The sequence below is a fragment of the Streptomyces sp. NPDC033136 genome (genome assembly GCF_055578235.1).
Genome location: NZ_JBVIPD010000006.1, coordinates 148,020 through 161,893 on the forward strand (window position 1 = coordinate 148,020; position 13,874 = coordinate 161,893).

Below are 13,874 nucleotides of genomic sequence, written 5' to 3' on the forward strand. Positions count from 1 at the left end.
GTTTCTTACTCCTCGTCCTCGAGCCAGCCCATGGTCCGCTCGACGGCCTTGAGCCAGCTCTTGTACTCACGGGCGCGGGTCTCCGCGTCCATGCGGGGGGTCCACTCGGCGGCCCGGCGCCAATTGGCACGCAGGTCGTCGGTGCTGTTCCAGAAGCCGACGGCGAGGCCGGCGGCGTAGGCGGCGCCGAGGCAGGTGGTCTCGGCGACCATCGGACGCACCACGGGGGCGTCCACGAAGTCGGCGAGGGTCTGCATCAGCAGGTTGTTGGAGGTCATGCCGCCGTCGACCTTGAGGGCGGCCAGCTCGACGCCGGAGTCCTTGGTCATGGCGTCGGCGATCTCCCGCGTCTGCCAGGCGGTGGCCTCCAGGACGGCACGTGCCAGGTGCGCCTTGGTGACGTACCGGGTCAGGCCGGCGATCACACCGCGGGCGTCGGAGCGCCAGTACGGGGCGAACAGGCCGGAGAAGGCCGGCACGAAGTAGGCGCCGCCGTTGTCCTCGACCGACAGGGCGAGGGTCTCGATCTCGGCTGCCGTGGAGATCAGGCCCATCTGGTCGCGCATCCACTGCACCAGCGAACCGGTGACGGCGATCGAGCCCTCCAGGGCGTAGACCGTGTCCTGGTCGCCGATCTTGTAGCCGACGGTGGTCAGCAGGCCGCTGTACGAGTTGATGATCTTGTCACCGGTGTTCATCACCATGAAGGTGCCGGTGCCGTAGGTCGACTTGGTCTCGCCCTCGGCGAAACAGGTCTGGCCGAACAGGGCCGCCTGCTGGTCGCCGAGCGCGGAGGCGACGGGGATGCCGCCGAGCAGGTCGCCCAGCTTGCCGCCGGTGATCTCGCCGTAGACCTCGGCGGAGGAGCGGATCTCGGGCAGGATCTGCTGCGGGACGCCGATCGACTCGCAGATCTTGTCGTCCCACTGCATGGTGTGCAGGTTCATGAGCATCGTGCGCGAGGCGTTGGTGACGTCCGTGACGTGCTTGCCGCCGTCGACACCGCCGGTCAGGTTCCAGATGACCCAGGTGTCCATGGTGCCGAAGAGGATGTCGCCCGCCTCGGCGCGCTCCTTCAGCCCGTCGACGTTGTCGAGCAGCCAGCGGGCCTTCGGGCCGGCGAAGTAGGAGGCGAGGGGCAGACCCGTCTCGCGGCGGAAGCGGTCCTGGCCGACGTTGCGGCCGAGCTCGCGGCAGAGGGCGTCGGTGCGGGTGTCCTGCCAGACGATGGCGTTGTGGACGGGCTCACCGGTGTTCCTGTCCCACAGCACGGTCGTCTCGCGCTGGTTGGTGATGCCGATGGCCTTGATGTCGTCGCGGGTGATGCCGGCCTTGGCGATGGCCCCGGCGACGACCTCCTGGACGTTGGTCCAGATCTCGGTGGCGTTGTGCTCGACCCAGCCCGGCTTCGGGAAGATCTGCTCGTGTTCCTTCTGGTCGACGGAGACGATCCGGCCGTCGCGGTCGAAGACGATGCAGCGGGAGGAGGTGGTGCCCTGGTCGATGGCGGCGATGAAGGGGCCGGCGGTGTGCGCGTCGGTCACTGTGTGCTCCTGGAAAGTTCCGGGTTTATGGGGCTTTACGTACGGCGCGTGCCGAGAGTTTCGCAAAGGGGCGAGGATCGCTTCTAGGCGAACGCGACGTTGTAGATGCCTGCCGCGATGGCGCCGCCGATCAGCGGACCGACCACCGGGACCCAGGCGTAGCCCCAGTCGGAGCCGCCCTTGTTGGGCAGCGGCAGCAGGGCGTGCACGATACGCGGACCGAGGTCACGGGCCGGGTTGATCGCGTACCCCGTCGGGCCGCCGAGGGACAGGCCGATGGAGACCACGACGAGCGCGGTGATCAGGGCGCCCAGGGTGCCCAGGCCGTTGCCCTCGTCGTTCAGGCCCTGCGTGAGCACGGCGAGCACCAGCACGATCGTGCCGATGACCTCCGTGGCGACGTTCTGCCAGGCGACACGAACCTCGGGGCCGGTGGAGAAGACGCCCAGCACGGGGCCCGCGCCCTTCTCCTGGGCCTCGACGGCCTTGACCGTGGTGTCCTGCGCACCCGGACCGCCGACGATCTCCCGGTCGGTGAGGTGCGCGTGGAACTGGCCGTAGTAGGCGATCCAGACCAGGGCCGCGCCGATCATGGCACCGAGGACTTGCCCGGTCAGGTAGACCGGGACGTTGCTCCAGTCGCCGTCCTTGATCGCGAGAGCGATGGTCACGGCCGGGTTGATATGGGCGCCGGACAGCGGCGCCGCCGTGTAGACGGCCGTGAGCACCGCGAAGCCCCACCCGAAGGTGATGGCGAGCCAGCCGGCGTTGCGGGCCTTGGAGGCCTTGAGCGTGACGGCGGCGCAGACGCCGCCGCCGAGCAGGATGAGTATGGCGGTACCGATGGTCTCGCCGATGAAGATGTCGGAGCTGGACACCCGCGACTCCTTTGTCCTTCGTCCAGGGGTGAAAGTGCGATACCGGCCTGGCGTTGTCACACTCTAGCGCGTATTGCCGGTAGCTGTTCGACAATGTCGACCGATGGACGGGAGTCTTGCTTCGGCGTTACGAGCACGTCAAGGGCTGTGTAGTCGAAAACACGATCGTTACTGATCGCCCCGGACGTATGCATCCTTGCCGCAGGTGAGCGCGGACATGCCAAACGCCGGGACGCCGTACGGCGTCCCGGTCCGGTCGTGTGCCGTCAGAACCGGCCGGCGCCGAGGTCCCGCGAGACCGCGCGGGCGCAGTCGCGCACCGCCGCGATCAGCTCGGGCCGCAGCGCTCCCTCCTCGTCGGACCGGCACAGCCGCTCCACGGCCCCCGTGATCCCGACCGCGCCGACCGGCATGCGCCGCCGGTCGTGGATGGGCGCGGCGAGGGAGGCGACACCCTCCCACGTCTCCTCCACGTCCGCCGCGTACCCGCGCGCGCGGGTGACGTCGAGCAGGTGCTCGAAGTCCTCCGGCTCGCACACCGTCCGGTCGGTGAACGCTTTGCGGTCGGCCTCCAGGGCCTCGCTGTGCGCCACCGGGTCGTAGGCGGACAGCACCTTGCCCAGCGCCGTGGAGTGCAGCGGCTGCATGGCCCCGATCTCCAGGACCTGCCGGCTGTCGTCGGGCCGGAAGACGTGGTGCACGATCAGCACGCCCTGCTGGTGCAGCACGCCCAGGTAGACGCTCTCGCCGCTGGAACGGGCCAGGTCGTCGGCCCACACCAGGGCGCGCGCCCGCAGTTCGTGGACATCGAGGTAGGTGGTGCCCAGGCGCAGCAGCTCCGCGCCCAGCTGGTAGCGCCCGGAGGTGTTGTCCTGCTCCACGAAGCCCTCCTGCTGGAGGGTGCGCAGGATGCCGTGGGCGGTGCCCTTGGCCAGGCCCAGCGACGAGGCGATGTCCGACAGGCCGAGCCGCCGCTCGCCGCCCGCGAGCAGCCGCAGCATCGCGGCCGCCCGTTCGAGCGACTGGATGTTCCGTGCCATCGCCGTACTGCCTCCGTCCCCTTCGACCGCCGACGAGCTGCGTCCGCAGTCATCGTTCGGCAATGTCGAACACTACCGGTCGTTGCCGACCTCTCGCTAATGGCCGGTCGCCATTTGTTGCGTCACGGGTGGCTGATCGTCACCGATTCGTCGCACACCGGCCGTCCCCGGTGCCCTCGGGTGTCCGTCCCCGGTACCCCCGGCGTCCGTCCCGTGGACGCGCTGCCCATCCAAGCCCACTCCCGGTTACGCTGGCGCCGTGCGCCCGCCCCCGGATGCCCTCCGGACGTCCGGGAAGCCGCAAAGCCGACAGCCGTCGCATCCGAGGGAGCCCCTTACATGGCCTCGTTGCCGCCGACCCCTTCCGCAGACAGCCGGACCCGTGTGTCCGCCCTCCGTGAGGCCCTGGCCACCCGTGTGGTCGTGGCCGACGGAGCCATGGGCACGATGCTCCAGGCGCAGGACCCGACGCTCGAGGACTTCGAGAATCTCGAAGGCTGTAACGAGATCCTCAACCTGACCCGGCCGGACATCGTCCGCTCCGTCCACGACGCGTACTTCGCGGTCGGTGTCGACTGCGTCGAGACCAACACCTTCGGCGCCAACCACACGGCGGCGGCGGAGTACGAGATCGCCGACCGCGTGCACGAGCTGTCCGAGGCGGGCGCCCGGATCGCCCGCGAGGTGGCCGACGAGTACGCCGCCGGGGACGGCCGGCCGCGCTGGGTGCTCGGTTCGGTCGGCCCCGGCACCAAGCTGCCCACGCTCGGCCACGTCACGTACGCCACCATCCGCGACGGCTACCAGGCCAACGCCGAGGGCCTGCTCGCCGGCGGCGCGGACGCGCTGCTCGTGGAAACCACGCAGGACCTGCTCCAGACCAAGGCGTCCGTCCTGGGCGCCCGCCGGGCCATGGAGGCCACCGGTGTCGAGGTGCCCCTGCTGTGCTCGATGGCCTTCGAGACCACCGGCACCATGCTGCTCGGCTCCGAGATCGGCGCGGCGCTGACCGCGCTGGAGCCCCTCGGTATCGACATGATCGGCCTGAACTGTTCCACCGGTCCGGCTGAGATGAGCGAGCACCTGCGCTATCTCACCCGGCACTCCCGCATCCCGCTGCTGTGCATGCCGAACGCCGGCCTGCCGATCCTCACCAAGGACGGCGCGCACTTCCCGCTCGACCCCGAGGGCCTGGCCGACGCCCAGCAGAACTTCGTCCAGGACTACGGCCTCTCCCTCGTCGGCGGCTGCTGCGGCACCACCCCCGAGCACCTGCGCCGGCTGGTCGAGCGCGTCCGGGACGTGGCCCCGACCGAGCGCTCCCCGCAGCCCGAGCCGGGTGCCGCCTCCCTGTACCAGAGCGTGCCGTTCCGGCAGGACACCTCCTACCTGGCCATCGGTGAGCGCACCAACGCCAACGGCTCGAAGAAGTTCCGCGAGGCCATGCTGGACGGCCGCTGGGACGACTGCGTGGAGATGGCCCGCGAGCAGATCCGCGAGGGCGCGCACATGCTCGACCTGTGCGTGGACTACGTCGGCCGCGACGGCGTCGCCGACATGGAGGAACTGGCGGGCCGCTTCGCCACCGCCTCCACGCTGCCGATCGTGCTGGACTCCACCGAGGTCGACGTCATCCGGGCCGGTCTGGAGAAGCTCGGCGGCCGCGCGGTGATCAACTCGGTGAACTACGAGGACGGCGATGGCCCCGAGTCCCGCTTCGCCCAGGTCACCCAGCTCGCCAAGGAGCACGGCGCCGCCCTCATCGCCCTCACCATCGACGAGGAGGGCCAGGCCCGCACCGCCGAGAAGAAGGTCGAGATCGCCGAACGGCTCATCGACGACCTGACCGGCACCTGGGGCATCCACGAGGAGGACATCCTCGTCGACTGCCTGACCTTCACCATCTGCACCGGCCAGGAGGAGTCCCGCGGGGACGGCATCGCCACCATCGAGGGCATCCGCGAGCTGAAGCGGCGCCACCCGAAGGTGCAGACCACGCTCGGCCTGTCCAACATCTCCTTCGGCCTCAACCCGGCCGCCCGCATCCTGCTCAACTCCGTCTTCCTCGACGAGTGCGTCAAGGCGGGCCTGGACTCGGCGATCGTGCACGCCTCGAAGATCCTGCCGATCGCCCGCTTCAGCGAGGAGGAGGTCCAGACCGCTCTGGACCTCGTCCACGACCGCCGCGCCGAGGGCTACGACCCCCTCCAGAAGCTCATGCAGCTGTTCGAGGGCGCCACCGCCAAGTCCCTCAAGGCCGGCAAGGCCGAGGAACTGGCCGCCCTGCCGCTGGACGAGCGCCTGAAGCGGCGCATCATCGACGGCGAGCGCAACGGACTCGAAGCCGACCTGGACGAGGCCCTCCAGGAGCGGCCCGCGCTCGACATCGTCAACGAGACCCTGCTGGAGGGCATGAAGGTCGTCGGCGAGCTGTTCGGCTCCGGCCAGATGCAGCTGCCCTTCGTCCTCCAGTCCGCCGAGGTCATGAAGACGGCCGTCGCCCACCTCGAACCGCACATGGAGAAGACCGACGAGGACGGCAAGGGCACCATCGTGCTCGCCACCGTGCGCGGCGACGTGCACGACATCGGCAAGAACCTCGTCGACATCATCCTGACCAACAACGGCTACAACGTCGTCAACCTCGGCATCAAGCAGCCGGTCTCCGCGATCCTGGACGCCGCCGAGGAGCACCGGGCCGACGTCATCGGCATGTCCGGCCTCCTGGTCAAGTCCACCGTGATCATGAAGGAGAACCTGGAGGAGCTGAACACCCGCGGCCTCGCGGCCCGCTTCCCGGTGATCCTCGGCGGCGCCGCCCTCACCCGCGCCTACGTCGAGCAGGACCTGCACGAGCTCTACGGGGGCGAGGTCCGCTACGCCCGCGACGCCTTCGAGGGCCTGCGCCTGATGGACGCCCTCATCGGCGTCAAGCGGGGCGTGCCCGGCGCGAAGCTGCCCGAGCTGAAGCAGCGCCGCGTGCGGGCCGCGGCCCCGGCCGCTGTGGAGGAGCGCCCCGAGGAGGGGCACGTTCGCTCCGACGTCGCCACCGACAACCCCGTCCCCGAGCCCCCCTTCCGCGGCACCCGCGTGATCAAGGGCATCCAGCTCAAGGAGTACGCGAGCTGGCTCGACGAGGGCGCCCTGTTCAAGGGCCAGTGGGGCCTGAAGCAGGCCCGCACCGGCGAGGGCCCGTCCTACGAGGAACTCGTTGAGAGCGAGGGCCGGCCCCGGCTGCGCGGACTGCTGGACAAGCTCCAGACGGAGAACCTGCTGGAGGCGGCCGTGGTCTACGGCTACTTCCCGTGCGTCTCCAAGGACGACGACCTGATCATCCTCGACGACCAGGGCAACGAGCGGACCCGCTTCACCTTCCCGCGCCAGCGCCGGGGCCGTCGCCTGTGCCTGGCCGACTTCTTCCGCCCGGAGGAGTCCGGCGAGACGGACGTCGTGGGCCTCCAGGTCGTCACGGTCGGCTCGCGCATCGGCGAGGAGACCGCGCGTCTCTTCGAGTCCAACGCCTACCGCGACTACCTCGAACTGCACGGCCTGTCCGTGCAGTTGGCCGAGGCGCTCGCCGAGTACTGGCACGCGCGCGTGCGCTTCGAACTCGGCTTCGCCGGCGACGACCCGGACGAGATGCAGGGCATGTTCGAGCTGAAGTACCGGGGCGCCCGCTTCTCCCTCGGCTACGGCGCCTGCCCCGACCTGGAGGACCGGGCCAAGATCGCCGACCTGCTCCAGCCGGAGCGCATCGGCGTCCACCTGTCCGAGGAGTTCCAGCTGCACCCCGAGCAGTCCACGGACGCCATCGTGATCCACCACCCGGAGGCGAAGTACTTCAACGCCCGCTGACCGGCCCCGCCGGGCACACGCCGCAGCCGCCCCGGCGTGTGTTCTGTGTTGCCCGAGGGGCACAGCGGTTAAACGAGGCGCTTCGGCCGCGCACGACGTAGACTGGTCGGTCCACTGCAGGCCGGTTCCCCTCGTGGGAGCCGGCCTGATCGTCCCCTCAAGGAGGTAGGTGGATGACCAGTACGGTCCCCGCGCTCGGCACACGCACGGCCGAAGGCTCGGCCCTGCAGGCCGTGCTCCTCGACATGGACGGCACCCTGGTGGACACGGAGGGCTTCTGGTGGGACGTCGAGGCCGAGGTCTTCGCCTCCCTCGGCCACACGCTCGACGAGTCCTGGCGCCATGTGGTGGTCGGCGGCCCCATGACCCGCAGCGCGGGATTCCTGATCGAGGCCACCGGCGCCGACATCACCCTCGACGAGCTCACCGTGCTGCTCAACGACAGCTTCGAGGAGCGTATCGACCGCGCCCTGCCGCTGATGCCGGGCGCCGGCCGGCTGCTGGCGGAGCTCTACGAGTACGAGATCCCCACGGCCCTGGTCTCCGCCTCGCACCGGCGCATCATCGACCGGGTGCTCACCTCGCTGGGCGCGCACCACTTCGGCCTCACGGTCGCCGGTGACGAGGTGCCGCGCACCAAGCCGCATCCCGACCCGTACCTGGCGGCCGCCGCCGGCCTCGGCGCGGACCCCGTCCGGTGCGCCGTCATCGAGGACACCGCGACGGGGGTCGCCGCCGCCGAGGCCGCCGGCTGCCGGGTCGTGGCGGTGCCCTCCGTGGCTCCCATCGCCCCGGCCCTCAGGCGTACGGTCGTCAGCTCCCTCGAAGAGGTCGACCTGACATTTCTGCACGGACTGATGACGGAAATGCGCTAGGTGTTCACCCAGCGTACAGCGGTGTTAAGGGTGCAATTCCGAAAGTGAATTCGAACTCCTCCGGATGACTGAATTCCCGTACCTGTGAACCCGTTTACGTGTGTGACGTTCCCCACGCGGTTCGGGGTCGACAGTGGATCCGACGTGTGCTGCGCACCCCCTCCGGGAGGCCGCCGGCGTGCCCTTGTGTCCCGATTGATGGAACGCTGCACCAAAGCTTCCGCTGTCGGGTTTTCGGTGTGTCCACGCCCGGTTCCGCAGCGTGATGGGTGCTCAACTCCGGTGGCTGCGAAGCTTCCTGCCGGCCGCGACTAATCTCGTCGCGAGAACATCGCCCCACCCCCGTGATCCGCTGCGCCACCCCTGCATGCCGGATACACGGAGTCGACAGCTCTGGAGAAACTCGAGCATGAACCGCAAGACATTGGTGCTGCCGGCCGTGATCGGCCTGCTCGCGCCGGTGCTCGCCGCCTGCGGCGGGTCCGACAGCGGGAGCGGCGGCGGCGCGATCGTCGTCGGCACCACGGACCGGTTCACCGCCTCGAAGGACGCCCCCGCGCCCCTCGACCCGGCGTACGCCTACGACGTCGGCACCTGGAACATCCTGCGCCAGACCGTGCAGACCCTGATGATCCAGCCGCGCGGCGAGGGCGAGCCGGTACCCGAGGCCGCCGAGCGCTGCGGCTTCACCGACACCGGCAACGAGCGCTACGCCTGCACCCTGCGCGACGGTCTGAAGTTCGCGAACGGTGACCCCGTCACCGCGGACGACGTCAAGTACTCCATCGACCGCGCCCGCGCCCTCAAGGCCGACAGCGGTGTGTTCGCCCTGCTGTCCACCATCGACACCGTCGAGACGCAGGGCGACAGCGAGGTCATCTTCCACCTCAAGACAGCCGACGCGACCTTCCCGTACAAGCTGTCGACGCCGGTCGCCGGCATCCTCGACCCCGACGACTACCCGAAGAACAAGCTCCGCGACGGCTTCGACCTCAAGGGCTCCGGCCCGTACACCCTCAAGGCCGACGTCGAGAACAACGAGCTCGTCAGGGCCGAGCTCACCCGGAACCCCGACTACAAGGGGAGTCTGAAGGTGAACAACGACAAGGTCGAGATGGTCTCCTTCAAGGACGCCGACACCATGGGCGAGGCCCTTGAGGAGGGCGACATCGACCTGATGACCCGCACCATGTCGCCGGACCAGATCCGCGAGCTCTCGGGCGACTCGGACACCGACGTCGACCTCGTCGAGATGCCCGGCCTGGAGATCCGCTACCTGGGCTTCAACACCGACGCCCCGACCGTGAAGTCCAAGGCCGTGCGCCAGGCCATGGCCCAGGTCGTCAACCGCAGCGAACTGGTCTCCAAGGTCTACGGCTCCCAGGCCGAGCCGCTGTACTCGCTGGTCCCGGCCACCGTCACGGGTCACTCCAACTCGTTCTTCAACAAGTACGGCGACCCGAGCGTCACCAAGGCCCGCGCGCTGCTCAACCAGGCCCACGTCACCACCCCGGTGAAGCTGACGCTGCACTACACGACCGACCACTACGGCCCGGCCACCAAGAAGGAGTTCGAGGTCCTGCGCGACCAGCTGAACTCCAGCGGCCTGTTCGAGGTCGGCATCAAGGGCACCCCGTGGGACACGTTCCGCCCAGCCGAGAAGAAGGGCGAGTACGACGTCTACGGCATGGGCTGGTTCCCGGACTTCCCGGACGCCGACAACTTCCTCGCACCGTTCCTCGACGCGGACAACACCCTCGGCTCGCCCTACGACAACAGCCGGATCCGCAAGACCCTGATCCCGGAATCCCGCCGGGAGGCGGACCGGTTGTCCGCCTCCACCAGTTTGACGGACATTCAGGACATCGTGGCCAGTGACGTACCGGTGCTGCCGCTGTGGCAGGGCAAGCAGTACGTCGCCGCGCGCGACGACATCACGGGTACCGCATACGCCCTCAACTCCTCCTCGACGCTCCAGCTGTGGGAGCTCGGGCGGGGCGCGAGTGGCTGACCAACCCGCTGGAACCCCGGGGGCCGGCGACCGCGGCCCCGGGGAACCGTGCCCCGGAGCCGGGGACATGCTCCGGGCGTTCTCGAGAACCGACGACAAGGCACACACGTGAACATACGCAACCAGTGGCCGGTCCTGCCCATCGTGGCGGGGCTCGCCTCCGGCCTGCTGACCGGCTGTGGTACGGAGACCGGAGACTCCTCGGGGGACGGCTCCAACGTGGTGGTGGGGATGTCCGACGACGTCCTGGCCACCGACCCGGCCTCCGGCTACGACCCCGGCTCCTGGCTGTTGTTCAACAACGTCTTCCAGTCGCTGCTCAGCTTCCCCAAGGGCGCCACCGAGCCGCAGCCCGAGGCCGCCGAAAGCTGCTCCTTCAGCGACACGCAGACCACGGTCTACAAGTGCACGCTGAAGGACGGCCTCAAGTTCAGCAACGGTGACGAGCTCACCTCCGAGGACGTCAAGTTCTCCTTCGACCGCATGCTGAAGATCAACGACCCCGAGGGGCCCGCGATCATGTTCCCCACGCTGGAGAAGGTGGAGACGCCGGACGAGAAGACGGTCGTCTTCCGGCTCAACACGGCCGACGCCACCTTCCCGAGCAAGATCGCCTCCGGCGCCGGTTCCATCGTGGACCACCGCCACTACGACGCGGACGGGCTGCGCAAGGACGGCAAGGCCGTCGGCTCCGGCCCCTACCAGCTCGACTCGATCGACGACGAGCAGGCCGTCTTCTCCGTCAACGAGAACTACAAGGGCACCGCCAAGGTGAAGAACTCCGGCGTGACGCTCAAGTTCTTCGACGGCGACCAGACCGCCCTGAAGCAGGCGATCCAGAAAGAGGAAGTCGACATCGCCTACCGAGGCCTCACCGCCGGCGACATCGCCGACACGGAGAAGGCCGACGACGGCACCGGCGTCGAGGTCGTCGAGGGCAGCAGCGCCGAGGTCCAGCACCTGGTGTTCAACATGGACGACCCGGTCGCCGGAAAGCTCGGCGTCCGCAAGGCCATCGCCTACCTGCTAGACCGCGACGCCCTCATCAGGGACGTCTACCAGGGCACCGCGACCCCGCTGTACTCGATCATCCCGGCCGGTATCGCCGGCCACAACACGGCCTTCTTCGACACCTACGGCGCCCGCCCCTCCGCCTCCAAGGCCCGGGCCGCGCTGCGTGAGGACGGCATCACCGGCAAGGTGAAGCTGACCCTCTGGTCGACCCCCTCCCGCTACGGCCCCGCCACCGACCAGGAGTTGACCGCCATCGCTGGCCAGCTCAACGCGAGCGGCCTGTTCGACGCCGACGTCAAGTCCGTCCCCTTCGGCCGGTACGAGAAGGACATCGCGGCCGGCAAGTACGGCGTCTACGTGAAGGGCTGGGTGCCGGACTACCCGGACGCCGACAACTTCACGGCCCCCTTCTTCGGCAAGGGCAACGTGCTGGGCAACAACTACGACAACAGCACCATCACCGGCTCGCTCATCCCGCGCACCGCCGCCCTGACCAACCGGGCCGCCACGGACAAGGAGTTCGGGGAGCTGCAGGACATCGTCGCCGACGAACTCCCCGTCCTGCCGGTGTGGCAGGCCAAGCAGTACGCGGTCGTCCGCGACGGCGTCTACGGCCTGGAGTACTGTCTCGACGCGTCGACCGTGTTCCGCTTCTGGGAGCTGAGCAAGAACGCCTGACGCACCAGGTGCGAAAGAGGGCGCCCCCTGGAAACCGCCGAGCAGGGGGCGCCCTCTTCGTTGTGGCGTGCGAGGTGCGGACTACTGCGCGCCCGGGCGCACCAGCCCGCTCTCGTAGGCGTACACCGCGGCCTGCACGCGGTCGCGCAGGCCCAGCTTGGTGAGCACGTGCCCGACGTGTGTCTTGACGGTGGTCTCGCTGACGAACAGGTCCGCGGCGATCTCGGCGTTGGACAGCCCGCGCGCCACCAGCTTCAGCACCTCGACCTCACGGTCGGTGAGCGTGTGCAGCGTGTCCGGCACCGGCTCGTCGCCCGACGGCAGGTGCGTGGCGTACTTGTCGAGCAGCCGGCGGGTGATGCTCGGCGCGAGCATCGCCTCGCCCCCGGCCACGACCCGGATCGCCTGCACCAGTTCGTTGGCCGGGGCGTCCTTCAGCAGGAAGCCGCTGGCACCCGCGCGCAGCGCCTCCACCACGTACTCGTCGAGGTCGAAGGTGGTCAGTACCAGCACCTTCGCCGGGCCGTCCCGCCCGGGGCCGGTGATCTGCCGGGTCGCCTCCACACCGTCCATCCGCGGCATGCGGATGTCCATCAGGACCACGTCGGGCTGCAGGGCCCGCACCTGGTCGAGCGCCTGGAGGCCGTCTCCGGCCTCGCCGACGACCGCGAGATCCTGCTCGGCCTCCAGGATCATCCGGAAGCCTGTGCGCAGCAGGGGCTGGTCGTCGACCAGTAGGACGCGGATGGCCACGTAAGTCTCCTTCGCTAGTCCGGCCCCATTCTGCCCTGCGCGGGCCCGCCGGACTCAGCCGCCCTCACCGGCAGCGGCGGCGTCCGCCGGTCCGGCACCAGCGCGGGCGGTGTCAGCCGGTCCGCCACCAGCGCGGGCGGTGTCAGCCGGTCCGCCACCAGCGCGGGCCGCGGCGTCCGCCGGCCCCGCACCCGCACGCGCGGCGGCTGCCGTCTCCTGGCCCGCGGTCCTGAGCGGCAGCGGATACGGCGGGGGAGTGCCGCCGAACTCCGGGCAGTGGGCCTGGTGGTCGCACCAGCCGCACAGCTTCGTGGGACGCGGCCGCCAGTCGCCCGTCTCGGTCGCCAGCCGGATCGCCTCCCACAGCGCCAGCAGCTTGCGCTCCACCCGCTCCAGGTCGGCGAGGACCGGGTCGTACGTCAGCACCTGGCCGCTGCCGAGGTAGACCAGCTGGAGCCGGCGCGGGACCACGTTCTTCAGCCGCCAGACGACCAGGGCGTAGAACTTCATCTGGAACAGGGCGCTCTCGGAGTACTCGGGCCTGGGCGCCTTGCCGGTCTTGTAGTCGACGATCCGGACCTCGCCCGTGGGAGCCACGTCCACCCGGTCGATGATCCCGCGCAGCCGCAGCCCGGACTCCAGCTCGGCCTCGACGAACAGCTCCCGCTCGGCCGGCTCCAGCCGACTGGGGTCCTCCAGGCTGAACCAGCGCTCGACGAGCTGCTCCGCCTCACCGAGCCAGCGCGCCAGTCGCTCGCCCTCCGGGTCGTCGGCGAACAGCTCCCCGACCTCCGGCCGCGTCTCCCGCAGCCGGTCCCACTGGCCCGGGATCAGCGACTTCGCCCGGGGCGGCGTGCGCTCGGCCGCCGGGGCGTCGAAGAGGCGCTCCAGGACCGCGTGCACCAGTGTGCCCCGGGTCGCGGCCTCGCTCGGCTTCTCCGGCAGCCGGTCGATGACCCGGAAGCGGTAGAGCAGCGGGCACTGCATGAAGTCACTGGCACGCGAGGGGGACAGCGAGGCGGGCGGTATGGCGGCGGGCCCGGTCACGGTGCCGCTCAGGGTGGCCGTCTCCGCTGCCGTCGCCGCAGGCCCTGCCGGGACCGGCGGATCCACCGCCGCGGCAGGGCTGCTCTCGGGCCGCACTTCGCCCTCGGTGCTCGTCTCCATGCCCCAGACCATACGGCCCGTCACTGACATTGATGCTGATACTCAGGTTCCGGTGATCG

9 protein-coding genes are annotated in these 13,874 nt (G+C 69.6%); 4 read left to right on the plus strand and 5 right to left on the minus strand.

The annotated features are described in order from the left end of the window. Nucleotides 1-5: 5 nt before the first annotated feature. The 3 genes from glpK to ACZ5TL_RS13555 form a co-directional block, all read right to left on the minus strand. A complete protein-coding gene (gene glpK, locus ACZ5TL_RS13545; RefSeq protein ID WP_468589716.1) occupies nt 6-1,544 on the minus strand; it encodes a glycerol kinase GlpK in 1,539 nt (512 codons plus the stop codon). Between the two features lie 83 nt (nt 1,545-1,627). Next, on the minus strand, nt 1,628-2,422 hold the full coding sequence (locus ACZ5TL_RS13550; RefSeq protein WP_468589718.1) for an MIP/aquaporin family protein: 795 nt from the start codon (nt 2,420-2,422) through the stop codon (nt 1,628-1,630). Nucleotides 2,423-2,688: 266 nt separating this feature from the next. Beyond that, nucleotides 2,689-3,462, minus strand: coding sequence for an IclR family transcriptional regulator (locus tag ACZ5TL_RS13555; RefSeq protein ID WP_468589720.1), 774 nt, complete (start codon nt 3,460-3,462; stop codon nt 2,689-2,691). A gap of 339 nt (nt 3,463-3,801) precedes the next feature. Here ACZ5TL_RS13555 and metH point away from each other — a divergent pair, with 339 nt between their 5' ends. From metH to ACZ5TL_RS13575, 4 genes are all read left to right on the plus strand, one after another. Then, a complete protein-coding gene (metH, locus tag ACZ5TL_RS13560; protein ID WP_468589721.1) occupies nt 3,802-7,317 on the plus strand; it encodes a methionine synthase in 3,516 nt (1,171 codons plus the stop codon). A gap of 173 nt (nt 7,318-7,490) precedes the next feature. Beyond that, the gene (locus ACZ5TL_RS13565) at nt 7,491-8,192 is read left to right on the plus strand and encodes an HAD family hydrolase (protein ID WP_468589722.1); all 702 of its coding nucleotides are present in this window, start codon (nt 7,491-7,493) and stop codon (nt 8,190-8,192) included. Nucleotides 8,193-8,601: 409 nt separating this feature from the next. After that, nucleotides 8,602-10,203, plus strand: coding sequence for an ABC transporter substrate-binding protein (locus tag ACZ5TL_RS13570; RefSeq protein ID WP_468589724.1), 1,602 nt, complete (start codon nt 8,602-8,604; stop codon nt 10,201-10,203). A gap of 108 nt (nt 10,204-10,311) precedes the next feature. Further along, nucleotides 10,312-11,895, plus strand: a complete 1,584-nt coding sequence (locus ACZ5TL_RS13575; protein ID WP_468589725.1) for an ABC transporter substrate-binding protein — start codon at nt 10,312-10,314, stop codon at nt 11,893-11,895. An 81-nt stretch (nt 11,896-11,976) separates the two neighbouring features. Here ACZ5TL_RS13575 and ACZ5TL_RS13580 read toward each other — a convergent pair whose 3' ends face one another. Together ACZ5TL_RS13580 and ACZ5TL_RS13585 are read right to left on the minus strand one after the other, a co-directional pair. Then, entirely contained in the window at nt 11,977-12,648 is a 672-nt protein-coding gene (locus ACZ5TL_RS13580; protein ID WP_030946009.1) for a response regulator, read from the minus strand. 54 nt (nt 12,649-12,702) lie between these two features. Further along, nucleotides 12,703-13,815: a RecB family exonuclease gene (locus ACZ5TL_RS13585; RefSeq protein ID WP_468589726.1), complete on the minus strand. Its 1,113-nt coding sequence runs from the start codon at nt 13,813-13,815 to the stop codon at nt 12,703-12,705. Nucleotides 13,816-13,874 lie beyond the last annotated feature (59 nt).